At 58.1% G+C, this 23038-nt stretch carries 18 protein-coding genes and 7 tRNA genes; 16 read left to right on the plus strand and 9 right to left on the minus strand.

What is annotated here, in order from left to right; translation table 11 throughout:
- Window positions 1-14: 14 nt before the first annotated feature.
- Window positions 15-1340 carry a M23 family metallopeptidase gene (locus C2E25_RS05170; RefSeq protein ID WP_103114724.1) on the minus strand — a complete coding sequence of 442 codons (1326 nt, stop codon included), beginning with the start codon at window positions 1338-1340 and terminating at the stop codon, window positions 15-17.
- A gap of 421 nt (window positions 1341-1761) precedes the next feature.
- Here C2E25_RS05170 and C2E25_RS05175 point away from each other — a divergent pair, with 421 nt between their 5' ends.
- Together C2E25_RS05175 and hrpB are read left to right on the plus strand one after the other, a co-directional pair.
- Complete coding sequence (locus C2E25_RS05175) at window positions 1762-2895, plus strand: M20/M25/M40 family metallo-hydrolase (RefSeq protein WP_103114725.1); 1134 nt, start codon at window positions 1762-1764, stop codon at window positions 2893-2895.
- A 219-nt stretch (window positions 2896-3114) separates the two neighbouring features.
- Entirely contained in the window at window positions 3115-5604 is a 2490-nt protein-coding gene (hrpB, locus tag C2E25_RS05180) for an ATP-dependent helicase HrpB (RefSeq protein ID WP_103114726.1), read from the plus strand.
- 6 nt (window positions 5605-5610) lie between these two features.
- On the opposite strand, the gene C2E25_RS05185 is transcribed toward hrpB, so the two are convergent.
- The 8 genes from C2E25_RS05185 to C2E25_RS05220 all read right to left on the minus strand — a co-directional run bounded on the left by C2E25_RS05185 (window position 5611) and on the right by C2E25_RS05220 (window position 13355).
- On the minus strand, window positions 5611-8568 hold the full coding sequence (locus C2E25_RS05185) for an insulinase family protein (RefSeq protein WP_103114727.1): 2958 nt from the start codon (window positions 8566-8568) through the stop codon (window positions 5611-5613).
- Between the two features lie 138 nt (window positions 8569-8706).
- Entirely contained in the window at window positions 8707-8907 is a 201-nt protein-coding gene (locus C2E25_RS05190; RefSeq protein WP_085009163.1) for a cold-shock protein, read from the minus strand.
- 274 nt (window positions 8908-9181) lie between these two features.
- Window positions 9182-9676 (minus strand): Crp/Fnr family transcriptional regulator, encoded by a 495-nt coding sequence (locus tag C2E25_RS05195; protein WP_103114728.1) that lies wholly within the window; start codon window positions 9674-9676, stop codon window positions 9182-9184.
- Between the two features lie 16 nt (window positions 9677-9692).
- Window positions 9693-10280, minus strand: coding sequence for an MlaC/ttg2D family ABC transporter substrate-binding protein (locus C2E25_RS05200; protein ID WP_103114729.1), 588 nt, complete (start codon window positions 10278-10280; stop codon window positions 9693-9695).
- A 230-nt stretch (window positions 10281-10510) separates the two neighbouring features.
- Window positions 10511-11296 carry a VacJ family lipoprotein gene (locus tag C2E25_RS05205; RefSeq protein ID WP_103114730.1) on the minus strand — a complete coding sequence of 262 codons (786 nt, stop codon included), beginning with the start codon at window positions 11294-11296 and terminating at the stop codon, window positions 10511-10513.
- A 4-nt stretch (window positions 11297-11300) separates the two neighbouring features.
- Window positions 11301-11747 (minus strand): outer membrane lipid asymmetry maintenance protein MlaD, encoded by a 447-nt coding sequence (gene mlaD / locus C2E25_RS05210; protein WP_103114731.1) that lies wholly within the window; start codon window positions 11745-11747, stop codon window positions 11301-11303.
- Window positions 11734-12525, minus strand: a complete 792-nt coding sequence (locus C2E25_RS05215; RefSeq protein ID WP_103114732.1) for an ABC transporter ATP-binding protein — start codon at window positions 12523-12525, stop codon at window positions 11734-11736. Before C2E25_RS05215 ends, mlaD begins: the two co-directional genes overlap by 14 nt.
- A gap of 41 nt (window positions 12526-12566) precedes the next feature.
- On the minus strand, window positions 12567-13355 hold the full coding sequence (locus C2E25_RS05220) for an MlaE family ABC transporter permease (protein WP_103114733.1): 789 nt from the start codon (window positions 13353-13355) through the stop codon (window positions 12567-12569).
- A 380-nt stretch (window positions 13356-13735) separates the two neighbouring features.
- Here C2E25_RS05220 and C2E25_RS05225 point away from each other — a divergent pair.
- The 14 genes from C2E25_RS05225 (at window position 13736) to C2E25_RS05290 (ending at window position 22942) form a co-directional block, all read left to right on the plus strand.
- A tRNA-Pro gene (locus tag C2E25_RS05225) sits at window positions 13736-13812 on the plus strand.
- Between the two features lie 8 nt (window positions 13813-13820).
- A tRNA-Arg gene (locus C2E25_RS05230) sits at window positions 13821-13897 on the plus strand.
- A 77-nt stretch (window positions 13898-13974) separates the two neighbouring features.
- Window positions 13975-14050 (plus strand) — tRNA-His (locus C2E25_RS05235).
- 125 nt (window positions 14051-14175) lie between these two features.
- Window positions 14176-14258: transfer RNA gene (locus C2E25_RS05240), tRNA-Leu, on the plus strand.
- Between the two features lie 116 nt (window positions 14259-14374).
- Window positions 14375-15715 (plus strand): trigger factor, encoded by a 1341-nt coding sequence (gene tig, locus C2E25_RS05245; protein WP_103114734.1) that lies wholly within the window; start codon window positions 14375-14377, stop codon window positions 15713-15715.
- A 3-nt stretch (window positions 15716-15718) separates the two neighbouring features.
- On the plus strand, window positions 15719-16303 hold the full coding sequence (clpP, locus tag C2E25_RS05250) for an ATP-dependent Clp endopeptidase proteolytic subunit ClpP (RefSeq protein ID WP_103114735.1): 585 nt from the start codon (window positions 15719-15721) through the stop codon (window positions 16301-16303).
- A 27-nt stretch (window positions 16304-16330) separates the two neighbouring features.
- Window positions 16331-17581: an ATP-dependent Clp protease ATP-binding subunit ClpX gene (gene clpX / locus C2E25_RS05255; RefSeq protein ID WP_103114736.1), complete on the plus strand. Its 1251-nt coding sequence runs from the start codon at window positions 16331-16333 to the stop codon at window positions 17579-17581.
- 38 nt (window positions 17582-17619) lie between these two features.
- Window positions 17620-20034 (plus strand): endopeptidase La, encoded by a 2415-nt coding sequence (gene lon, locus C2E25_RS05260; protein ID WP_103114737.1) that lies wholly within the window; start codon window positions 17620-17622, stop codon window positions 20032-20034.
- Between the two features lie 102 nt (window positions 20035-20136).
- Window positions 20137-20409 carry an HU family DNA-binding protein gene (locus C2E25_RS05265; RefSeq protein ID WP_085009138.1) on the plus strand — a complete coding sequence of 91 codons (273 nt, stop codon included), beginning with the start codon at window positions 20137-20139 and terminating at the stop codon, window positions 20407-20409.
- A 126-nt stretch (window positions 20410-20535) separates the two neighbouring features.
- Window positions 20536-20612: transfer RNA gene (locus C2E25_RS05270), tRNA-Asp, on the plus strand.
- An 8-nt stretch (window positions 20613-20620) separates the two neighbouring features.
- A tRNA-Val gene (locus C2E25_RS05275) sits at window positions 20621-20696 on the plus strand.
- An 18-nt stretch (window positions 20697-20714) separates the two neighbouring features.
- A tRNA-Asp gene (locus C2E25_RS05280) sits at window positions 20715-20791 on the plus strand.
- Window positions 20792-20941: 150 nt separating this feature from the next.
- A complete protein-coding gene (locus C2E25_RS05285; RefSeq protein WP_103114738.1) occupies window positions 20942-21907 on the plus strand; it encodes a peptidylprolyl isomerase in 966 nt (321 codons plus the stop codon).
- 12 nt (window positions 21908-21919) lie between these two features.
- Window positions 21920-22942, plus strand: a complete 1023-nt coding sequence (locus C2E25_RS05290) for a 6-bladed beta-propeller (RefSeq protein ID WP_103114739.1) — start codon at window positions 21920-21922, stop codon at window positions 22940-22942.
- Window positions 22943-23038 lie beyond the last annotated feature (96 nt).

A 23038-nucleotide genomic window follows, 5' to 3' on the forward strand; every position in this document is an offset into this window, starting at 1 on the left:
TCCTTGGACACAGCTCAATTGGACACGGTTTTAATGTTGCTTGCCGGGCGGTTCTCCGCGCGCAGGCTCGGGACCGTGGAACCACCCTCAAGTTGAGCCAGCAGTGGTTGGATCATGGCCTCGAATTCGGTTCGATGCTGTTTCGATACCGGCGCCGAGGCCGGCGCCTTGATTTTGGTCGGGTTGACCGGACGGCCGTTGCGGTACATCCGGAAACAGAGATGCGGGCCGGTGGCAAGGCCTGTCTGGCCGACGTAGCCGATGATCTGCCCCTGGGTGACCTGCCTGCCCTTGCGGATACCGCGGCCGAATTTGCTCATGTGCAGGTAGAGGGTCTTGTAGGTGCTGTTGTGGCGGATTTCGATAAAATTACCGTTGCCGCGAGTATAGCCCTTGCGGCTGATGACGCCGTCACCGACCGCCTTGATCGGGGTGCCGATGGGGGCGGCATAGTCGATGGCCGGATGAGCCCGCCAGGTCTTGCGGATCGGATGAAAACGGCGGAAAGTGAAGCCGCTGGAAATGCGGCTGAACTTGAGCGGCGCCTTGAGAAAGGCCTTGCGGACGCTCTTGCCGTTTTCGTCGTAGTAGGAGGGCCGCTTGTCGCCGTCGGCAAACAGGAAGGCCTTGTAGTCATGTCCCCGGTTGCTGAACTCGGCCGCCAGGATGCGCCCGTAGCCGGCCGGTTTGCCGTCGCGGAAGCGTTTTTCGACCAGAACCTGGAAACTGTCTCCCTTGCGGATATCGAGGATGAAATCGACATCCCAGGCAAAGATGTCGGCCAGGCCGAGGGCCAGTTCCGGCTCTTCGCCGATTTCACTGACCGCTTCGAACAGGCTGCTGCTGATCACCCCGCGCAGGTGGTCGACCTGCACCTGGTAGTCGATCGGCTTGCGGTCGATGCTGAACTGATCCGCCTGGCGGGTGATGATCAGCTGTTCATTACGGTCGATATCATACTCGAAGCGTTCAAAACTGCCGTCGGCCAGGCAGAGCTTGTAGGGCTGCCCGGAACAGATTTTCGACAGCGGAAAAACCTTCCGGCTCCGCTTGCCGAGATCGAGAATCTCACCGGGGCTCAGGTAGTCGCCCAACAGCGATGTGATGGTGTCACCGTTGCGAATCTGGTCGGCGATCACCTCATGTTTGACTTGCGGGACAGGCGGCGCGCTGATTTCAACGGTGGGCGCGGTGCGGGCTTCGGTCGGGGTGACCGCCGGGCGGTTCAAAAGAAAGACAGCCCCGAGCAGCAACAGACCGGCCAGAAGAATCAACGGGAGACGCCATTTACGTGAGCGGTGAGAAAAACTCTGTTTCGGAGGCTGGAAATCGATGGACACGAAAAGCTACCTTACTTTTATCTGAATCAGTGGGTTTATGTCGGTTGAAGAGTGCAAGCGCCTGACTTGTGCTATTCGCCGGCAAGGGGCTCACGGATTCAGGTGTGACCCGCAGGTCGGCCGGGCCGGCGGACCAAATCCACGCCATGTTAGCAGGAAGGCGGAGAGCCTGTCCAGTATCAGGCGGAACCGGGGCGTCGTGGTTGCTAAAGTGTTCCTGTTTGCGTAAGGTTGCAACTGAAACCTGCATCCGTGAGCCCCTTGCCGGCGGATAGCGCAAGTCATTGACCTGCCTGGGCTTCCCAAAAATGACCAGCGAACCTGTGGGTGCGCTTCAAATTTTTGGAAATCCCGTCCAGGCCAAGCACTTGCACTCTCCATCCGACAGGAACTCACGGATCCAGATAAAAGCGAGGAAATCATGATCAATCGCAAACGACTGGCGGACGAATTCATGTGCATGGCGGCCATATCCAGCCCCTCTTACCGGGAGAAGGGGATGGCCGACTACCTGACCGCGCGGCTGAAAGAACTCGGTGCCGTTGTGACAATGGACGATGCCGGACAGCAGGTCGGCGGCGAGGTCGGCAACCTGGTGGCCCGCCTTGCCGGTACCCGCGCGGGCGATCCGTTGCTGTTGACCGTGCATATGGATACCGTTTCCCCCTGCGAGGGGGTCGTGCCGGTTTTTGCCGACGGTATTTTTCGCAGCGCCGGCGAGACGGTGCTGGGAGCGGATGACAAGGCCGGGATCGCCGAACTGATCGAAGCGCTTGAGGTGGTTCGCGAACAGCAGATCGGCCATCCCGAACTGGAGTTGGTGATCACCATCTGCGAGGAGGTCGGTCTGGTCGGCGCAAAGTGTTTCGATCCCGCCGCAATCAAGTCACGTCGCGGCTACGCGCTCGATACCAACGGCGTTGACCGGCTGATACACCGCGCCCCCGGCGCCAACAAACTGCGCCTCACCCTGATCGGGCGCGAAGCGCACGCCGGGATTGCCCCGGAGAAGGGTATCTCGGCCATCGAGGTAGCCGCAAAAGCTGTCGCGCGGATGCCCCTCGGCCGTATCGATGCGGAAACGACCGCCAACATCGGCACCATCCATGGCGGCATGGCGACCAATATCGTGGCGCGTGAGCTGGTGATCGAAGGGGAAGCGCGCAGCCACGATGCCGACAAGCTGGAAAAACAGACCGTCGCGATGCTGGCCTGTATGGATGCCGCCATCGCCGAAAGTGAAAAAGAGATCGACGGCGAGATGGTGCGGGCCGTCCTGAAACAGGAGGTTCTGTCCGACTATCCGATCATGCATGTGCCCCTCCGGTCCGAAGTGATTTCCCTGGCCGAGGAGGCCGCGGCAGCCCTCGGCCGAACCCTCACGGTTGCCACCGCCGGTGGCGGTTCGGATGCCAATATCTTCAACCGGCACGGTATCGAGACCGTTATCCTCGGCACCGGCATGGAGAAAGTGCATACGGTGGAAGAGCAAGTCAGTCTTGACGACATGGTACGGGTCAGCGAACTGCTGGTGGAGATTCTCCGCCGGGCGTGAGGGGCGAGTTTTCCACATCTCACGTCTCACCATTTTACCCTGAATCAGTGAGTTCCTGTTGGATGGGAAGTGCAAGTGCTTGGTCTGAATGAGATTTTCAAAAATCTGAAGTACACCCATAGGTTCGCTGGTGATTTTTGGGAAGTTCAGACAGGTCAATGACTTGTGCTGTTCGCCGACAAGGGGTTCGCTGATTCAGGTTTACGTCTTACAGGTTTTATGACGTCCCTGCCGATCGAAGCAATTCTTTCCGAACTCCGGAACACCCTGCGTGAATTTCCGGCAGTTATCCTTCGGGCCGAACCGGGGGCCGGCAAAACCACCCGGGTACCGCTCGCCCTGCTTGATGAACCCTGGTTGGCCGGTAAACGCATCCTGATGCTCGAGCCCCGCCGCCTGGCGGCCGGCAATGCCGCTCGCTACATGGCCGAACTGACCGGTTCACCGGTCGGTGAAACGGTCGGTTTCCGGGTCCGCTACCGGAGCCGGGTTTCGCGACGAACCCGGATCGAGGTGGTGACCGAGGGGATTCTCACCCGTCGTCTGCAGGACGACCCCGAACTGCAGGGGGTCGGCCTGGTCATTTTCGACGAATTTCATGAACGCAACCTGCAGTCCGACCTGGCGCTGGCACTGTGCCGCGAAGTGCAGAGCGGGCTGCGCGAGGATCTGAAGCTGCTGATCATGTCGGCGACCCTGGAGGCGGCTCCGCTGGTCGAAATGCTCGACGATGCGCCGCTGATCGATTGTCCCGGACGTGAGCATCCGATTCGGCTGCACCATCTGCAACGGGTTCCCGCCGGTCGGCGTTTGGACGCCATGCCGGCCCTGGTGCGGCGGGCGGTAACCGAGACCGCGGGAGACGTGCTGGTCTTTCTGCCCGGAACCGCCGATATCCGCCGGCTGCAGGGACAACTGAAGGATTGGGCGGAGAATAATGATCTGCTGTTGGTCCCCCTCTACGGCGGTCTCGATTACGCGGCCCAGGAGCGGGCGATCCGCCCGGCCGGAAAGCGCAAACTGGTGCTGGCGACCAATATCGCCGAGACCAGTCTGACCATCGACGGGGTACGGACCGTGGTCGACAGCGGTTTTGAACGCCGTCCGCGGTTTGACCCGGCCGCCGGGGTGACCCGCCTGGAAACGGTGCGCATCTCCCTGGCCAGCGCCCGGCAGCGGGCCGGACGCGCGGGACGGCTCGGGCCCGGAGACTGTTACCGCCTCTGGAGCGAAGCTGAAGAGGGGGCGCTGCTGCCCGCCGCGCCGGCCGAGATCCGCCAGGCCGATCTCGCCCCGCTGCTGCTGGAGCTGGCCGGCTGGGGGGTGCGTGATCCGTCGCAGCTGGCCTGGCTTGATCCCCCGGGGACTTCGGCTCTGGAGGCGGCGCGCCGCCTGCTGCTGCAGTTGCGGGCGCTCGACGAACGGGGTCGCGTGACACCGATCGGACGGCGTATGGCCGGTTTCGGTTGTCATCCGCGCCTGGCGCGGTTGCTGGTTGACGCGCTGGATCTGGACTGCCCGGCTACCGGCAGCGCCCTGGTTGCCCTGCTCAGTGAACGTGACGCCCTGGGGGAGCGCGTCTCCGGAGATGGCCGTGGTGGTTGCGATCTGTGCGAACGGCTCGCCTGGCTGCGAAGTCGAGACGCGGATCGGCGCTGGCCGCCCCTGACACGGGCATTTCAGTTCTGGTTGGACCGCTGTGGAACCTCCCGGGTCCGGCTGCAGATCGACTCACGCCAGGTCGCTCTGCTGCTGGCGAAAGCCTTCCCCGACCGTATCGCCCGGCGACGGGCGGGGACGGAACGGCGTTACCTGCTGTCCGGGGGACAGGGGGCGTTGCTGGCCGAAAGTTCGCAGGCCGGAGGGGCGGAATGGCTGGTCGCGGTTGATATCCAGGGGCAGTCGGGTGAAGGCCTGATTCGGCTGGCCAGCAGCCTGGCGGAAGACCAGGTTCTAGGCCTGCTGGGAGATGATACTCCCTGGCGCGCCGAAGTTGAATGGGATGATCGCCGACAGAGGCTGCAGGCGCGGGAGGTGCGTCGGATCGGCGAACTGCGGGTCCAGCAGCGCCCCTTTAAGCCGCGTTCGGAGCAGGTCCTTGCCGCCCTGCTGGAAGCCGTGCGGCGACGTGGTATCGAGACGCTCGGCTGGACGCCGCCGGCGCGGCAACTGCTGGCCCGGATGCGGCTGGTAGCGGACGTTCTCTCTCCACCCGGATGGCCGGAGCTGACCGACGAGCGGCTGCTGGGTCAGCTTGATGAGTGGCTTGGACCCTACCTCTCCGGGGTCTCCAGCATTGCCGCCTTGCAGCGGGTGGACCTGGTGCCGCCGCTGCGGGCGTTGCTCGACTTTCGGTCCCTGCGGCAGCTCGATCGCTGGGTTCCGGTGCGGCTGAAGGTCCCGAGCGGCCGCGACGTTCAGCTCGATTACCTGGCGGGCGAAACCCCGGTGCTGGCGGTGAAACTGCAGGAACTGTTCGGCCAGGCGCAGACGCCGAGGCTGGCCGAGGGCCGGATCGTGGTCCAGGTCCACCTGCTTTCTCCCGCCGGCCGGCCGCTGCAGGTGACCGGTGACCTGGCCTCCTTCTGGAACGACGTCTATCCCGAAGTCCGCAAGGAGATGCTGGGCCGCTACCCGAAACACCCCTGGCCGGAAGATCCTCTCAACGCCGAAGCGACCGGACGGGTCAAACGCCCTTCAAGAAGGTAGCCCGGCTCAAATCGCCTCCACCGCCAACGGGGTTTCTAATTCCTGGTTGGCTTTTTCGATCATCTCGCGTCCGGCGACAACCGTGACCGCGCTCTTTTTACGGTTCGCCACCAGGTAAGCTTCGGCGACCCGGGCCAGGTCGGCGGCCCGCACCGCGAGTACCCGTTCGCGGAACTGCTGGCGCAGTTCGGGGGTCAGTCCCTGCAGCTGGTTGGCGAACTCCCGCGATCCGCGGCTTCCGGGGGACAGGGGCCGATCCAGATCGCTGAACACCGACAGCACCGCCTCGTCAACGGCCGAGTCGTCAAAGTCCGCGGCCGCGGCCCAGTGGGTGGCAGCATCGAAGACTCCCAGGGTCCGGACAATATGCGGATCCCGGTAGGAGAGGAGGGAGAGGGTACCGCCTTCGATATCGCAACCGGCCAGCCCGCCATAGGCGCCGCCTTTTTCGCGAATTTCCCGGTGCAGGTAGCCGGCGCGCAGCAGTTTGGCCAGCACCATCAGTGGCGCGGCGTCGGGGTGGTTGTAGGAGACAGTGGGGAAAACCCGGGCGACGTAGGCGACCGGAACCGAGGTGGTCAGTCCGCAGTGGTGGGGGGCACTGCCGTGCGATTGCTCTTCGTCGGGCGGGATGTTCCTGTCGGTCGTGGGAAAGCGCTGCAGGAAGGTTTCGAGGGACTTGTCGAGGGTCTTGAGGTCCGCTTCGTCGGCGGTGACCGCCCAGGCGGGACCGGCTTCTCCGGCGAGCGTTTTTGCCAGTGCATCGAGCCGTTGGGCGAAACCCTCCAGGTTTTCCCGACTGTCCGTGGTCAGGGTACGGATGCGGCGCAGCAGGCTGATGCCGCTCCATTCTTCACGCCGCCGGGCCGCCGGGGAGAGGCTGGCCGCCGCGTAGCGTGCGGCATAGCTGTGCCCGGAGCCGGGGATGGAGTTTTCCAGGGAACTGCGGAATTGGCCGAGGACTGTCTGCAGCCGTTCGAGATCACTGAAGTCGGGAGCGAGCAGCGTGTCGCCCAGCAGCTCCAGCAGCCGGTCGCGGTGCCGTGTCAGCACCTTGCCCTTGATCACCAGGGTACTCTGAAAACAAGCCGCGGCCGTCGGCTGTTCGAGGATTTCAGTGCCGGCCTGGATGCCACCGGTGTAGCGTTCTGTGGCGGCAGCCATCTGCAGGTAATCACGCCTCCCGGCGCCGATCTGCGGCAACAGGGCGGCGAAAAGAGGAAGGTCTGCGCACTGGGCGGGGGGGAGCCGATCGGCGCGCAGATGCCCGACCAGATAGCAGATGCCATTGGTCGGCTGGGCGAAACGGGTTATCGTGCCGTGATCGAAAATCATGTGTCCGGATTTGACGACGGGTTCGGATGGGGGGATGTCGGCACGGCTGAGGGTCGGCAGGCAGCTCAGGTCTTCTTCGGCTTCCTGCATAGCCCGCAATTCGGCCGAGCGTTTGATCAACGCTCGTGCCTGCTGCGGTCCGAGCTGTTCGCGGACCGCCTGCAGCTCTTTTTCAAGCTGTTCATTTTCCCGCGTCTCCAGCGTCTGGTCGGGACGCAGCAGCAGGCGGACCCGGTGGGGGTTGTCGAGCAGCAGGCGACGTATCATTTCCGGCAGGTAGGCGGGGTCACGCAGGCGTTTTCGCAGTTGCTGCAGGTGCAGATCGATGCGCAGCGGCGCGGCGGCTTCATCGGCGTGCAGCCAGGGGCCGAAGAGGCGCATCAGCAGGCCCAGGGGGTAGGGATAACTGTCGCCGCTGACTTCCCGGTTGACGAATTCCAAGCGGTGCAGTGCCCCTTCGACGCGCTCCGGTTCAAAGCCGGTGGTCGCTGCCTGTTCCAGTGTCTGGAGGATAAGCTGTTCGATCTGCCCGGCCCGCTCGGGATCCGTCCCCTGCAGCCCGGCGGCGAAATAGGTGGTGCGATTGTCGTCATGGTAGCCGCATCCGGGGGCGAGGTTGCTGCCGAGGCGGCTTTCCAGCAGGGCCCGGTAGAGGGGGGCGGCGGGGTTGCCGAGCAGCAGGACCGAGAGCAGATTCTGCGCCAGGCGCAGTTCGTGGTCCTCGATGTCGCTGGTCAACCAGGCCACCTGAACCATCGATTTGCCTTGAGGGTTCTCATCCGCTGCCAGGGCGTAAGGCTCCTCGACAACGCGTGGTTGGTCGAGTCGTTGTTCTGATGGGACTTCGCTTGCGACCGGGCGGCGGGTGAAGTGTCGCAGGGCCCGCTCCTCGACGTTCTCCAGGTGCTCGGCGAGGGGGAAATTTCCATAGCTGAACAGCCAGCTGTTGCTGGGATGATAGTACGCGGCATGGAACTCCCGGAGCTGCTGCCAACTCAATTTCGGGATTTCGGAGGGTTCTCCGCCGGAGTTGTGGTGGTAGGTGGTGGTCGGGTAGAGGGCGCGGGCCAGCCGTCGGCTGAGTAGTGAAGATGGCGACGCCATCGCGCCCTTCATTTCATTGTAGACCACACCCTGAATGGTCAGTTTTGACGAAGGATTGTCTCTGTCAGCAAATTCGAGGCGGTGTCCTTCCTGGAGGAAGTCCTGCTCGCGTAACAGCGGGAAGAAAACCGCGTCCAGGTAGATACCGAGCAGGTTGTCAAAGTCTGTTCGGTTCTGGCTGGCGAAGGGGTAGCAGGTCCAGTCGCTGGCCGTCATGGCGTTCATGAAGGTGTTCAGCGAACGTTTGAGCATGGAAAAAAAAGGGTCCCGGACCGGATAGCGTCGTGAGCCGCAAAGGACCGTGTGTTCAAGGATGTGGGCGACTCCTGTGGAATCCTTCGGCGGGGTGCGGAAACCGACGGCGAACAGGTTGTTGGGATCTTCGGTCGCCAGGTGCAGGTAGCGGGCACCGGTCTGCTGATGTTCGAGGCGGATCAATTGCAGGTTCAGGGTGGCGATTGTTTCATTTTCATGGACCAGGAAACCGGAAATGGTTTCTCCCGGGTGGAAGCGGGGTTCTTGCATGATTGTCATGACTCCAGAGTTCAGATTGCGAGCAACTGTCAGGTCAAGTGTAGCCGACAGGAGCGGGAAGTGTTGCCCGGGCACAAAAAAAGCCCCGCGGATTGAACCGCGGGGCTTCTGTATTCCTTTTCGCCGGTATTAAATTTTGGCGACGTTCGCGGCCTGCGGGCCTTTCTGGCCTTCGGTGATGTCAAATGAAACACGGTCCCCTTCGGCAAGGGACTTGAAACCATCGGCCTGGATGGAGGAGAAGTGAACAAACACATCGGGGCCACCCTCCTGGGCAATAAAACCGAAACCTTTAGCATCATTGAACCATTTCACAACACCTTCTGCCATCTTCTGCTCCTTTTACCCTCGCAGGGCTTTAGTTGCGGGTCCTGGAACCCTTTGGAAATAAAAAAAGTCGCACGCCTTCCTCAGGTGTGCGACCGTTTTCTTTTCCTGCTATTGCGTTTGAAAACTTGCATTTGTTACCTGGAGTTAACCTGAAGAATCCCTTGCCTTATATCATGACCTCAAGATCGTGGCAAGTTTTTTTTGACTGAAAAGGCTGGAAATAGAAAAAAAGCGTGATATCGGAGGCTTGGCTTCTTGAGCGAAAGGAGTGAGGTCAGAAAATGGAGGCAAGACGTTCGAACGATTTTTTCAATCTGCGGGACACGGTCAACAGCATGCCGCGCAGCAGCTTGTTGCCCAGTTCCGGATGAAGGGACATCATCTGTTCGAAATTGTTAGCGGTCAGAATAATCAGGTCGACATGGTCGAGGGCGATGGCCGTTTCGGTCCGCGGACTGTGGTCCAGCAGGCAGAGTTCTCCGGCGATTGATCCCTGGCCGTAGATTCCCACGACCACGCTGCGCCCCTTGAATTCCGTTTCCTTGCGCAGTTCGATGCGGCCGTTGATAATGAAGACGACGAAGGTTCCCGGTTCGCCTTCTTTCCACAGGGTCTGTCCGGCCGGCACCTGGCGGCATTCGAAATAATGGCTGACCTCATCCAGGTCTTCGTCTTCCATGAAGTTGAAAAAACGCAACTCCTGTTTCATCCGACCGCAGAGCCGTTCTTCACAGACGCCGTCACAGACAAAAGATGTTGCTTGTCCCATAGTTGTTCTGCCTTTTCTACTTGCGCAGTTCGGCGATTTTTGTCCGCATTTTGCCGAAAAGGCCGTCAAAGCCCTCCCGGGCAACGATGCTGTTGTAACTGCTGCGGAAATTGCGGACCAGGCTCACCCCTTCGATGACCACGTCATAGACGAACCAGCTGTTTTCTTTCCTGACCAGTTTGTAGTCAATCGGGATCTCGACCGTCTTGGTTTTGATCAGGGTCTTAACCAGGGCTTTTTTGCCGCGGACCTTTTCTTCGCCATAGAGAACCTGCTCGTTGGTGTAGCTTTCAATGCGACCGAGATAGGTCGCTTCCAGCAGGTCGGAGAACAGCTTCATGAACTCCTGCCGCTGCTCCGTGCTGGCTTTTCTCCAGTTTTTACCCAGGGTGCTGCGCGACATGACGGTGAATTCAAATCGTTGTCGGATCAGGTTGCTGAGTTGCTCGCGGCGTTGTTCGGCGGAAAGTTCATGATTGCGCAATACCACCAGAATATTATCTACGGTGCCGGATATGTCTTGCTTCGGGGTGCTGGCGCCGGCGGTTACCGGCCAGACCAGGCTGAACAGCAGTGCCAGCAGATAAAGATGTCGAACAGTCATTGAATCTCTCCTTAAGAGTCGATTTTATTTCCTCCAACCTGAATCAGTGAGTTCCTGTTGGATGGAGAGCGTAAGCGCTTGGTCTGAATGAGATTTCCAAAAATCTGAAGTGCACCCATAGGTTCGCTGGTGATTTTTGGGAAGCTCAGGCAGATTAATGACTTGTGCTATCCGCCGACAAGGGGCTCACTGATTCAGGTCCAAGTATACCGTGGATCACGGATGTTGTTCTACCGGTTTATTTGCGCTTCCCGGTACTGCTGGTAGGCATCCCTGACAAAAAGGTAGGGATCCAGCGCGTCTTTCTTGATGCCTTCATAGGTGTCCCGGTCAAGGGAGGTCTTGTTGGTTGAGTCGAGCCCGTAGAGGGCATACTGTTCCCAGGTTTTCAACTTGAAATAGAGGGGGGAGTAGAGGGGGTGGGCAAAGTAGTCTCCAGCCATGCCGACGCTGTCACGAAGGTTGGAAGGTCCCATCACCGGCCAGACAATGTACAGTCCGGGGCCGGAGCCGTAATGGCCGAGGGTCTGCCCGAAGTCCTCTTCTTTCCTTTCCCACCCCAGCCAGCTTTTTGCCGGGTCGAACAGCCCGAGCAGGCCGACGGTGGTATTGACCACGAAACGACCGATTTCCGTGCCTGAATCTTCCATCTTGAATTGCAGCAGGGTGTTGACCAGTCGGACCGGTGTTTCAATGTTGCGAAAGAAGTTGTCGACTGATACCCGTGCCGGCTCAGGAATGATCCGGTAGCCGCGGGCGATGGGCTTGAGGAGATAGAAATAGAGTTTGTCGTTGAACCAGAACATAGCCCGGTTGAAGGGTTCGATCGGGTCATTGACAACGATCTCTTCATCGGCGAAGGGGTCGTCGAAATCGTCCTCCGTGTCGACGGCAGACTGCCCGTTCTCAGTTGCCACCCGTGGACCGGTTGTGGACGGTTGAACCTCGGCGGCAAATCCGGCCAGGGGCAGGGCGAGAAAAATGGTCAGCAGAAGCGCGGTGATCAATTTGGACATCAAGCTAATCCTTTTCAAAAATATATTTACTGATCAGTTCCTCGATATTGATGGCCGACTCTGTCTCGGTGATCTCGTCACCCGCCTTCAGGTAGTCATCCGAGCCGCCGGGAGAAATACTGACGTACTTGTCGCCGATGATTCCGGCGGAGCGGATCGAGGCGATGCTGTCCTCCTGGATTCTGGTCTTGTTGTTGATCTCAAGATTCACCACGGCCTCGTAATCATTCTGGTCGAGATGGATGGCGGCCACCCGGCCGACCTTGACGCCGGCGATTTCGATATTGGCGCCGACCTTGAGGCCGGAAATCGACTCGAAACGGGCGACCACCTGATAGGTCGGGTTGCCGAACAGGTTGAGATTGCCCAGTTTGACAGAGATATAGGCAAAACAGAGGAAGCTCAGGACCAGGAAAAGGCCGACGGCTATTTCGATATTAAACTTTTTCATAAAAACTCGATTCCTCCCGTTCACTTGAATATATCGGCCCCATGGTCGTTTCGACGAAGCTGCGGATGTGGGGGTTGTCCGAAAGCTGAAATTCTTCCGGAGTCAGGCAGCCCTGGATCTGCTTGTTGGCCAGCAGCGCCACGTGGTCGGAGAGTTTGAAGATCTTGGGCACGTCATGACTGACAATGACGGCGGTATACCCGAGCTGGGCCTGGGTTTTGTAAAACAGGCGGTAGATTTCGTTGCTCTTGTTGACATCGAGACCGGTGGTCGGCTCATCGAAAAACACAATGCTCGGGTCGAGGACCAGCGCTCGGGCGAGGCCGACTCGTTTCTGCATGCCGCCGCTGATCTGGGCCGGGAATTTGTTGCCGGCCTTGTCGAGGTCCATCATGGCGAGTTTCTCCTCGACGTTGGCCCGGATTTCGGCTTCGGAGAGGTGGGTTCTCTCCCGCAGGGGCAGGGCGATGTTGTCATAGACGGTCATCGAATCGAACAGGGCGACATTCTGAAAAAGAACCCCGAAGCTTTTCCGGACCTCTTTCAGTTCGGATTTGCTGCAGTTGGCAATATCCTTGTCGAAGACCTTGACCTGTCCGGCATCGGGTCTGACCAGACCGAGCATGTGCTTGAGAATGACACTTTTCCCCTGCCCGGAGGCGCCGACGATGACCAGGGTTGTCCCGCGGCGGACCTGCAGGTTGACCCGGTCGAGAACCTTCTGGCTGCCGAAGGATTTTTCCACATTGATCAGTTCGATGACAATTTCTGAATCCATGTCCGTGTTCCGGGATTGAAGAGCAATGAACCTGTCGAAGGTCAGAGCATGATGGCGCTGATCAGGTAATCCCAGACCAGGATCGATACCGATGACAGTACCACCGCGGAGGTTGTTGTGCGGCTGACTCCCTCGGCGCCGAATCCCCCTGAACGGTCGAGGTGCAGGAAATAACCCTTGACCGAACAGATCCAGATCATCAGCAGTCCGAAAATCAGCGCCTTGATGATACCCATGTTGATGTCCTGCCAGGCGACCGCTTTATACATGGACTGGAAAAATGTTCCCTGGTTGATGTCGAGCAGGCCGACCCCGACCGCCCAGCCGCCGAAGATGCCGACCACGTCAAAGATGAAGGTCAGCAGCGGCATGGCGATCAGGCCGGCGACGAATTTGGGAGCGATCAGGTATTTGTAGGGGTCGATGGCCATGCATTCAAGGGCATCGATCTGCTCCGAGTTGCGCATGATTCCAACCTCGGCGGTGATCGCCGATCCGGCTCGGCCGATGACCATCAGCGCTGTCAGGACCGGTCCGAGTTCGCGCAGCAGGGAGAGAGCGACGGCGGAGCCCAGCAAGCCTTCGGAACCGAATTTGCGCAGCGTGTAATAACCCTGCAGGGCCAGGACCATGCCGGTGAAAGTTCCGGTGAAGAGGATGACAAAGACTGACCGACTGCCAATAAAATGAATCTGTCGGATGATCGGATTCAGCTTGTAGGGCGGCGCCAGGACCCGACCGAGGCAGGAGAACAGGAAAATGCCCATTCGGCCGGTGACTTCAAGCAGGTACAGACTTTCATAACCGAGTTTTTCCAATAGCTTCAACATAACACTCTTGAGAATAACCAATTGAGTCCGCTTTGCAATAGGAAAATCATTCCACCACCTTGGCCTGCCGTAGTCAAATCCGAGAAGGTAAAGTTGAGATAAACAGCTCGATTTTTGGCGGACCGAATGAGTGGCTCGAAAGGCAATCGGCCTTCGACCGGGTGCCGGACCGGCAGGCAGAACATGAATACCGAGCTGAAAAGCTTGCCAACTCACGGCCCAAGTGGTTGATTTAGACAAGAGGTGCTTGCATTGCTCGCCTGAGCATGGTAAAAACCGCCTCCGTCAGGACGTACAGCCGCCGGTGATGGATCGGTGATCTTTCTTTTATTCGTACGATTTTGGTGGGGTGTCGTCGGCGGGTCAGAGATAAAGTTAACCGGGGAGTGGCGCAGTCTGGTAGCGCGCGAGTTTTGGGAACTCGATGTCGCAGGTTCGAATCCTGTCTCCCCGACCATAGTTTCAGCGCCAGTAGCTCAGCTGGATAGAGCAACGGCCTTCTAAGCCGTGGGTCGAGGGTTCGAGTCCTTCCTGGCGTGCCACTTTTATTCGTGCTGGAAGACGTTTTTTTAGGTTTGACAGCCAATCTGCTTTTGGGTAGTATTCCCCCTCGCTTGTGGTGGGTGTAGCTCAGTTGGTAGAGCGCTGGATTGTGGCTCCAGTTGTCGAGGGTTCAAATCCCTTCACTCACCCCATTTCAACATTGATAGCCCGCCCGGAAACCGTAACGAACATACGCGGCACAGTCCGCGGGGGACTGCGGAGAGGGGTGGGCTTTCTTATTTGGCAAAGATAAGAGGTCAGGAACAAGGTCGGTTTCGCGAGAGTGGCGGAATTGGCAGACGCACTGGATTTAGGATCCAGCGGGCAACCGTGGGGGTTCGAGTCCCCCCTCTCGCACCATCCCCCCTGTCGCCTGTGAGCAGCTGCGCGTCGGCGGGCGCTTCCGCAGCCCGTTTGCCGGGTTGCGGACTTTTTGTTCTGGAGCCGAGTCAGTCTATTTCAATAGAGGTGATCAGATGAATGTCAAGGTCGAAGAAGTCAGCAGTATCCGCAAGAAACTGTCCTTTGAGTTGAACGCCGATCGGGTCGGTGAGGAGATTCGCCGTGCGTACGGAGAAATTGCCAGGACCGCCAAGGTCAAGGGGTTTCGCAAGGGCAAGGTGCCGCCCCGGGTGCTGGAGCAGTACTACGCGCCGCAGATGCGCGAGAAGGTACTGACCCGGCTGATCAACGACAGTTATTTCAAGGCCCTGGTCGACCACCAGTTGCCGGCGGTCGGCAACCCGGAGATCATCGAGTCGGGCGAGATTGCCAAGGGATCCCCCTTTACCTATGTTGCCGAGGTTGAAGTCAAACCCGAAGTGATGGCCGGCGACTACACCGGTCTGCAGCTGGAGAAGGAGATTTTCGCCCCTGACCAGGAGTTGCTGGATCATCGTCTCGAAGAGATGCAGAAATCCCGTTCGTCGATGGAGGTCAGCAAGCGTAAAAAAGCCCGTGAGGGTGACTTCGTGACCATCGATTTTCAGGGTTTTGTCGACGGAGAGGCCTTTGAAGGCGGCACGGCCGAGGGGCATGTTCTGGAACTCGGATCGGGATCGTTCATTCCCGGGTTCGAGGAGCAGGTGGTCGGCATGAAGCGGGACGAGGAAAAAGAGATCGAGGTCAGTTTTCCGGAAGAGTACGGCAACAAGGATCTGGCCGGAAAGCCGGCGGTCTTCAAGGTCCGGCTGCACGAAATCAAGGAGAAGAAAGTTCCTGAACTCGACGACGAGTTTGCCAAGGGCTACGGCGTTGACAGTCTCGCCGAGCTGAAGGAGAAGCTGGCTGAAAACTACCGTGAGCAGGAAACCGGCCGGATCGACAGTGAGCTGCGTGAGCGTCTGGTCAAGGTCCTGGTGGAGCGTAACCCGGTTGACGTGCCGGAGGCCATGGTTCAGCAGCAGCTGGAATACATGCTCGACAATATCCGCAACCGTATGCAGCAGCAGGGCATGTCCCTGGAAATGCTCGGTATGAACGAAGAATCTTTCGCCGCTATGTATCGCGAGACGGCTGTCGGACAGGTTCAGGGCAGTCTGATTCTTGAAGCGATTGCCCGCCAGGAAGATATTGCGGTTGAGGACGGAGAAATTGACGGTAAGCTCGAAGAGATTGCCGCCATGGCCAACGCCTCCCTGGATGCGGTAAAGAAGTACTACGACAACGATGAGGCCCGGAATTCATTGAAATCCCAGATCGTTGAAGAAAAAACTATTGCCTTTCTTCTGGAAAAGGCGACCGTGACTGAAGTGAGCAAGGATCAGTTGGCGGAAAACCAGCCGGCTGAAGAATCCGAATCCCCGGCGGAGGTATAGATCATGACCCTGATACCGATGGTGGTTGAGCAGACCGGTCGTGGCGAGCGGGCTTATGATATCTATTCCCGGTTGCTGAAGGACCGCATCATCTTTCTCGGTGGGCCGATTGACGACAATGTCGCCAACCTGGTGATTGCCCAGTTGCTCTTTCTCGAATCGGAAGATCCGGACAAGGATATTCATCTGTATATCAATTCGCCGGGCGGTGTCGTGACAGGTGGTCTGGCCATCTACGACACCATGCAGCATGTCAAGGCTCCGGTATCGACCATCTGTGTCGGCCAGGCGGCCAGCATGGGGGCTGTCCTGCTGGCGGCCGGTGAGAAGGGCAAACGCTATGCGCTGCCCAACGCCAGGATCATGATTCATCAGCCCCTCGGTGGGTTTCAGGGTCAGGCATCGGATATCAAGATCCACGCCGAAGAAATTCTGAAGATGCGGGACCAGCTCAACCAGATTCTGGCCGACCATACCGGTCAGGCTCTCGACCGGATCGCTGTCGACACCGAACGCGATTTTTTCATGAGTGGTGCCATGGCTAAAGAGTATGGTATTCTGGACGATATAGTTACCAGGAAGGGGTGATCCCTTTTCATCCCGGGAAGGTGATGTGTGAGCCAAAGAGATGATCAGTCCAGCGAGTTGAGCTGTTCCTTCTGTGGAAAAGCTCAGGACGAAGTAAAGAAACTGATTGCCGGTCCCGCGGTCTATATCTGCGATGAATGTATCGACCTCTGCAAGGATATCATCGCGGAAGAGGCCAAGCTTGATGAAGGCACGGGGGACGGTGACGCTAAATTGCCCCGGCCTTCCGAGATCAAGGATATTCTTGACGATTTCGTTATCGGCCAGGAGTTGGCGAAAAAAATCCTCGCGGTTGCGGTCTACAATCACTACAAGCGGGTCGAGTATGCCGCCCGGAACGAGGATGTCGAAATTCAGAAAAGCAACATCCTGCTGCTTGGTCCCACCGGCAGCGGCAAGACCCTGCTGGCCCAGACCCTGGCCCGGGTCTTGAACGTTCCCTTTGCGATTGCCGATGCCACCAACCTGACCGAGGCCGGTTACGTGGGCGAGGATGTTGAGAATATCATCCTCAGCCTGTTGCAGGCGGCCGATTACGATCTGGAGAAGGCGCAGCGGGGTATTATCTATATCGATGAGGTCGACAAGATCGCCCGCAAGTCCGACTCGCCTTCGATCACCCGGGATGTCTCCGGTGAGGGTGTTCAACAGGCCTTGTTGAAAATCATCGAGGGGACCACCGCCAGCGTGCCTCCCAAGGGTGGTCGCAAGCATCCGCAACAGGAATTCCTCAAGGTCGATACCACCAACATTCTCTTTATCTGTGGTGGTGCTTTTGCCGGAATCGAGGATGTTATCACCCGTCGCTGCGGCGCCAAAAGCATGGGCTTCGGTGCCGAAATCAAGTCGCGGGAAGAGAAGAATCTGGGGGAAATCCTGTCCCGGATCGAGCCGGTCGACCTGCTCAAATACGGGTTGATTCCCGAGTTTGTTGGTCGTCTGCCGGTGATCGCCACCCTTGAGGAACTCGACGAGACGGCCCTGATCGAGATTCTCAAAGAGCCGAAAAACGCTCTGATCAAGCAATACCAGAAACTCTTCGAGATGGAGAATGTCACCCTCAAATTTACTGACGGCGCCCTGGTGGCCATCGCCAGGGAGACCCTGACACGCAAAACCGGGGCCCGCGGTCTGCGTTCGATCCTGGAAACGGCCATGCTTGAGGTGATGTACGACATTCCTTCCCAGGACCGGGTCAAGGAGGTGGTTATCAACGAAGAGACCATTCTCAAGCGATCCCGTCCGATTGTACTTTACGATTGTGCTGAATCGGCCTGAGGGGGCTTTGCCCCCGGCCATCGGAGCCGCTCATTATTATGACTGAAATTCTTGAGGATTACTCCGGACAGGAGCCTTCTGCCGAGCTTCTGCCGCTTCTCCCTCTGCGCGACATTGTCATTTTCCCGCACATGGTCACCCCGTTGTTCGTCGGCCGGCCGCGTTCCATCAATGCCCTTGAAGGGGCGATGGAAAAAGACAAGCTGGTGTTTCTGGCGACGCAGAAAGACCCCAAAAACGATGAGCCCCAGGCCGAAGATATTTACGAGATAGGTACGGTCGGCCAGGTCATCCAGATGCTCAAGCTGCCCGACGGGACTGTCAAGGTGCTGGTCGAGGGCAAGATGCGTGGCCATATCCAGGCGATGATGGAGCGGGATGACTGTTATTTTGTCTCCATCGAGGCCCTTGAGGATCGGGATTCCGGTTCAGCCGAAATCGAAGCGCTGATCCGCAGTGTCAATGACGCGTTCGAAAATTACATCAACCTGAGCAAAAAAGTGCCGGCGGAGATGGTTTCCTCGGTCAAGGGAATCAGTGAGGCCGGCCGTCTGGCCGACACCATTATCGCCCACCTGAACGTGCGAATCGCCGAAAAACAGGAGATCCTGGCGACCATGGATTCGGTGGAGCGGCTGGAGAATCTGCTGGGTCTGCTGGAGCGGGAGGTCGAGATCCTGCAGATCGAGAAGAAGATCCGCAGCCGGGTCAAGAACCAGATGGAGCGCAGCCAGAAGGAGTATTACCTCAACGAGCAGATGCGCGCCATCCAGAAAGAGCTGGGAGAAAAGGATGAGTTCAAGCAGGAGTTGCGCGAACTCGAGGAAAATATCCAGCAGAAGAAGATGTCGAAGGAGGGGACCGAAAAGGCCCTCGCTGAACTGCGCAAGCTGAAAATGATGTCGCCGATGTCGGCCGAGGCGACCGTCGTTCGCAATTATCTCGACTGGCTGATTGCCCTGCCGTGGAAAAAAGGCACCAAGGATCAACTCGATATCGTTCATGCCGAAGAGGTTCTTGAGGCTGACCACTATGGTCTGAAGAAGGTCAAGGAACGAATTCTCGAGTACCTTGCCGTGCAGTCGCTGGCGAAAAAGATCAAGGGCCCCATTCTTTGCCTGGTCGGTCCGCCGGGGGTGGGAAAAACCTCCCTGGGTCGATCCATCGCCCGTGCCATGGGACGAAAGTTCGTCCGGATTTCTCTCGGCGGCGTTCGTGACGAGGCGGAGATCCGTGGGCATCGACGGACCTACATCGGCGCCATGCCGGGCAAGATCATTCAGGGGTTGCGTAAGGCGGGGGTCAAAAACCCGGTTTTCCTGCTCGATGAAATTGACAAGATGAGTACCGATTTTCGCGGGGACCCTTCCTCGGCGTTGCTGGAAGTTCTTGATCCGGAACAGAACGCTTCGTTCGGGGATCATTTTCTCGATGTTGAGTATGACCTGTCGGGTGTCATGTTCGTGACGACTGCCAATACGCTGCACAATATCCCGCGCCCCCTGCAGGATCGCATGGAAATCATCCGCATCGAAGGTTATACCGAAGAGGAAAAACTGCATATTGCCCGCCGCTACCTGGCCGGCAAGCAGCTTGAGGCTCATGGCCTCAGCCCTGATCAGGTACGTTTTTCGGATGCGGCCATTTATGAAATCGTTCGTCACTATACCCGTGAGGCCGGGGTGCGCAGCCTTGAGCGGGAATTTGCCACCATTTGTCGAAAGATTGCCCGGGAGGTGGTCAAGTCCAGGCGGAAGGACAGGCGTTTCGTGGTCGGTGGCGGACAGGTCAAAAAATATCTCGGCGTGCCGCGGTTCAATTTTGGTGTCAAGGAACAGCAGAATCGGGTTGGTCTGGTCACCGGACTGGCCTGGACCGAGGTTGGCGGTGAGTTGCTCACCATCGAGGTTGTGGTCCTGCCGGGACAGGGGAAATTGACGGTTACCGGCAAGCTTGGCGAGGTCATGCGTGAGTCGGCCCAGGCGGCCATGAGTTATGTCCGTTCCCGTTGGCGGGAACTGGGGCTTGACAAGGATTTTTATCACAAGCTGGATATCCATATTCACGTTCCCGAGGGCGCGATTCCCAAGGATGGACCTTCCGCGGGCATTACCATGGCAACGGCCCTGGCTTCAGCTCTGACCGGACGGCCTGTTGATCGTGATGTGGCCATGACCGGCGAAATCACCCTGCAGGGTCGGGTGCTCCCGATCGGCGGTCTGAAGGAGAAGCTGCTGGCGGCGCGTCGTGGTGGTATCGGTCGTGTCCTGATCCCTCAGGAGAATGAGAAGGATCTTGAAGAGGTGCCCAGTCAGGTTCGCAAAGATCTGGAAGTCGTACCCGTTGCTCATATGGATGGCGTAATTTCCGCGGCCCTGCAGGTCGGGAAGGAAGATGCCGTACTCGGGCAGAGTGCCTACTCCGAGAGTGCCGAAGAGGCTGTGCGACACTAGGGTTTTTGCCGTATTTAGTGCTTGACTTCATTTTTTGGAGTCTGCTATATATGTCCCGTTTTCAGCAGGGCTTTATCAATCATTTATAAATGGAGGTTTGTTGTGACCAAGGCTGATCTTGTAAATGCGATGGCGGAAAAGGCAGGGCTGAGCAAGGCCGATGCCGAAAAGGCTCTGGCAGCTTTCACCGGTGTTATCACTGACGCCCTCAAGGCTGGCGACAAGGTTGCTCTCGTCGGCTTTGGCACTTTCAGTGTTGGTGACCGGGCCGCCCGTACCGGCAAGAATCCCCAGACCGGTGAGCCGATCAACATTCCGGCTGCCAAGACCCCCAAGTTCAAAGCCGGCAAGGCTCTGAAGGACGCGGTCAACTAGGCGAACAAACCTGATGTTTCACGCGTGGCCGTCGTTTTTGGCGGCCACGCGGAAATAGGAAACAGAGAATAGTTTTCTCAAGTCTTCCACTATTTTCTGTTTCCTATTTCTGTCTTTTTCAGTTGCGGGGCTGTAGTAGAGTCGGTTACAACGCCGGCCTGTCACGCCGGAGGTCGCGGGTTCGAGTCCCGTCAGCCCCGCCATTATTTTCGGGCGAATAGCTCAGCTGGGAGAGCGCCTGCCTTACAAGCAGGATGTCGGGGGTTCGAGCCCCTCTTCGCCCACCAAAACAAATAAGACTTTCAGGGGCTGTAGTAGAGTCGGTTACAACGCCGGCCTGTCACGCCGGAGGTCGCGGGTTCGAGTCCCGTCAGCCCCGCCATTTTCCAGAGGCGAGCCCCAGTGGGCTCGCCTTTGCCCGTTAGGTGGGCCTTACTTGACTTGCCCGCCCCCTGCCCTTAATATCAGCAACCTGTCAGAAAACTTTTTAACCCGCTTGAACCCTCCCGGGTTCAGAAACTCTGGAGTCTCTATGATTTGGCAAAGGTGCTGTCGGCTGATTCTTGCAAGTCTGTTTGTTCTGGCGATTTCTTCTCTCTGTTGGGCCGCCGAGACCCCGAGGATTGTTGCTAAAGTCGGCAGTATCCCGGTGACCGTATACGATCTGCAGCGGCGGATTAACAAGATTATCCCCCTGCAGGGCAGTTTCCACAGCGGTGTTTCCGCCGAGAAAATGGCGAAAATCAAGTCGCAGGCTTATGAGGAACTTATCGAGCGGGCGCTCAAGGTTCAGTATGCTCTGGATGAAGAAATATCCGTTCCTCCCGGATCCCTGAAGGAGAAAATGAAGCCCTACCGGAAACGGTTCAAGACCGATGATGAATTGTCCAAGGCGCTTGGTGGTGAAACGATTGATGAGTTTCGGGCTGCCCTGTATCGGGGGCTATTGGCCGCCGCGGCTGAGAAGCAGGCTGTTACGGACAAGGTTTCGGTCAGCGAAGAGCGCGTCAAGAGGTATTATCAGGAAAATAAATCCCGCTTCATGCGTCCGCGGCAGTTCCACGCCAGCCATATTCTGGTCAAGGTTGATCCGAGCAGCAGCAAAGAGGAGCGGGCCAAGCTGAAGAAGAAAGCTGAGGATCTCGCTGCCAGGGCCAAGGCAGGTGAAGACTTTTTCAACCTTGCTTATTACAACTCCGATGATCGCAGCAAGTGGGTTGGAGGTGACCTCGGCCTGTTCCATGAGGGACAAAGTCTTCCGGAATTTGAGGCCGCGCTTAAAAAAATGAAGCCCGGAGAGATTGTCGGGCCCGTCGAATCCCTTTACGGGTATCACATTATCAAGCTGCACAAGATCAATCCGCCAACCCAGCTCAGTTATGATGACATGGCTAAAACGATCCGCTTGAAGTTGGAAAAGGAGGATCGCGATCAGCTTTATGAAAAGTGGATGAGTTCATTGAAAAAGAAATACAAGGTTGAACGATTCCTCAAGTAGCGGGTTGCAGAGATGAGGTTTTTCCCCGTTTTACTGCTGGTTTTTATTTATGGATGTGCCGGTGCCGGCGGCCACGATCCTGATTGGGCGCGTGCGCGTCAACAACTGCTCTGGCCGGAACCGCCCGCACCTCCGCGGATTCAGTTTCTGCGCAGTGTCCAGGCGGCCGACGATCTGGCCGGAAAAGAGCAGAGCGGGAAAGTGTTCAGTTGGTTGACCGGAGAAAAGACCGCTGATATCCGAATGCTCACTCCCTTTGGAATCGCCGTGGATGGTGACGGGCGGATGTGGGTGGCCGATACCGAGGGCCGGGCCGTGCAGATGATCGACCTTGCACGGAAACGGGTGGAAAGTTGGCGGCGGCTCGGTGAATGGACCCTGCTTTCCCCGGTCGGTATCGCCCGGGACCCGCGGGACGGCAAGTTGTATGTTTCCGATTCCGGTCTGCGCAGGGTCTTTGTTACGGATAAAGATCTGAAGTTTGTCAGGTTGCTCGATCCGCCCGGAGGGTTCCGCCGTCCGACGGGGCTTGCCGTCGCACCGGACGGGCGTGTGTATGTCGCCGATACCCTGGCCCACATCATCAAGATTTTTGCCGCTGACGGTCGCTATCTCGGCGAGCAGAAAAGCGGATTGACGGCGGATGGCCTGTTCAGTCTGCCGGGAAGCCTTGCGGTCGATCGTTCGGGACGTCTCTTTGTTGTTGATACCATGAACTTCAGGATCGAATATTTTTCTCCTGACGGGGCATCTCTCGGCAGCATCGGTCAATTGGGAGATGTGCCGGGGAGTTTTGCCCGGCCGCGAGGTGTCGCGGTCGATTCCGCCCAGCATGTTTACGTGACTGATGCGGCATTTGACAATGTCCAGGTGTTTGATTTGGCCGGAAGACTGCTTTTGGGGTGGGGCGGTCCCGGCAATGTTCCCGGGAAATTCAATATGCCCGCCGGCATGGTTTTCGACGACAGTGACCGGTTGTATGTGGTGGACAGCTTTAATCACCGGGTGCAGATGTTTCAATATCTGGGGGATTGAGGACTCTTCGGGACCGGGTAGCCGGGATTGTGGTTTTTGGTCCTAATGTTGCATATATTGCGACTGTCGGGCTCCGTGGTTAGAATCTGTTCTGGT

This window comes from Geothermobacter hydrogeniphilus, from assembly GCF_002898515.1.
Classification (GTDB): Bacteria; Desulfobacterota; Desulfuromonadia; order Desulfuromonadales; family Geothermobacteraceae; genus Geothermobacter_A.